This window comes from Vibrio sp. Vb0888, assembly GCF_033338835.1.
Lineage (GTDB): Bacteria > Pseudomonadota > Gammaproteobacteria > Enterobacterales > Vibrionaceae > Vibrio > Vibrio alginolyticus.
In genome coordinates this window covers 1-1,152 of record NZ_JAWOTL010000232.1, presented here as the reverse complement: position 1 = coordinate 1,152, position 1,152 = coordinate 1, and the positions used below count along the sequence as shown (strand labels likewise).

The 1,152-nt window shown below is 43.8% G+C and carries 2 protein-coding genes; both read left to right on the top strand.

Annotated features, from left to right (window positions below):
- Positions 1-212: MAPEG family protein (locus R7P72_RS25260; protein ID WP_318110992.1), on the top strand; the 212-nt coding region annotated here is incomplete at its 5' end.
- A 388-nt stretch (positions 213-600) separates the two neighbouring features.
- Complete coding sequence (locus R7P72_RS25255) at positions 601-1,140, top strand: phosphatase PAP2 family protein (RefSeq protein WP_023624482.1); 540 nt, start codon at positions 601-603, stop codon at positions 1,138-1,140.
- Positions 1,141-1,152 lie beyond the last annotated feature (12 nt).

The following is a 1,152-nucleotide window of genomic DNA, read 5'->3' as shown; positions in this document are numbered from 1 at the left end:
TTCTTATGGCGTTGTTAGAGTTTAACGGCGCAGCACCCATTTGGATTCATCTTACCTGTATTATCTTTGTAATTGGCCGCATCATTCATGCCAGAGGTATCCTACAAGAGAGTTTTAAAGGAAGAGTGAAGGGCATGCAGCTGACGTTTCTCGTGATTGTGTCTCTTGTGGTTTTGAATATGTTCTACTTCCCTTACGGAAAATTGTGGTAAGTCTAAATAAGTTCCTACAGTGCGAATCTGTTTGCGAATTGCTAAATCGAGTTTGCAAATTGCAATGAAAACTGTGAGCAAATAGTCGCTATTGATGAAGTTTTAATGAAATTGATTAAATATCAGCCTGTTTCTATGCGCTTTAAAGTTGGCACGCCTCATGCTTTAGTACTATTGACCCTTTCTAAGCCGAGGGTCACCTAGCCAACTGACGTTGTTAGTGAACCCAATTGTTCACAAGTATATACAGCCAATCACACACCTTGTGGTTGGCTTTTTTTTATCTTCAGGTTTCCTATCTCTACACGCTATTAGGGTGTTTGCCTTATCGAATAAAACCAACAAGTGTGATAACTTGCGCGCGGTTTAAATGTAATTGGTTGTATTAATGAAGAAAACAATACGTGTAGTAGGTGTGGCATCTTTACTGTGCTGTCAGTCGGTTAATGCGATGAGCGAAAAAGACTGGGACGTTCTAACGGATATTGGCACTTACGGTTTAGTGGCAACCGCTGCAGCTGTGCCAGCTTATAAAGGCGATTGGGAAGGGTTCTGGCAAGCAGGATTGAGCATTGGCACTGCTTCTGGTGTTGGTTTGATTGGTAAAAAGACCATCGATGCAGAACGCCCAGATAAAAGTGACAACGACAGCTTTCCATCCAACCACACTGCAAACGCATTTGCTTCTGCGACCAACCTTTACTTGCGTTATGGATGGGAAGCCGGACTTCCTGCATACAGCATGGCAGCGTTAGTGGGCGTCGGCCGTGTTGAAGCCAAGAAACACTACTGGCGAGACGTGTTGGCAGGCGCGGCTTTAGGCACGTTGAGTGCTTATATTTTTACTGATGCGTATGACGAAAATGTACAGCTTGTACCTTGGGTGACCAGCGAGGATGCGGGTATCTCTATCACTTATCGTTGGTAAGGATATGAGTTA

Excerpts from the sequence above, each read along its gene's own strand:
- R7P72_RS25255 (WP_023624482.1), top strand. The coding sequence starts at position 601 with ATGAAGAAAACAATACGTGTAGTAGGTGTGGCATCTTTACTGTGCTGT.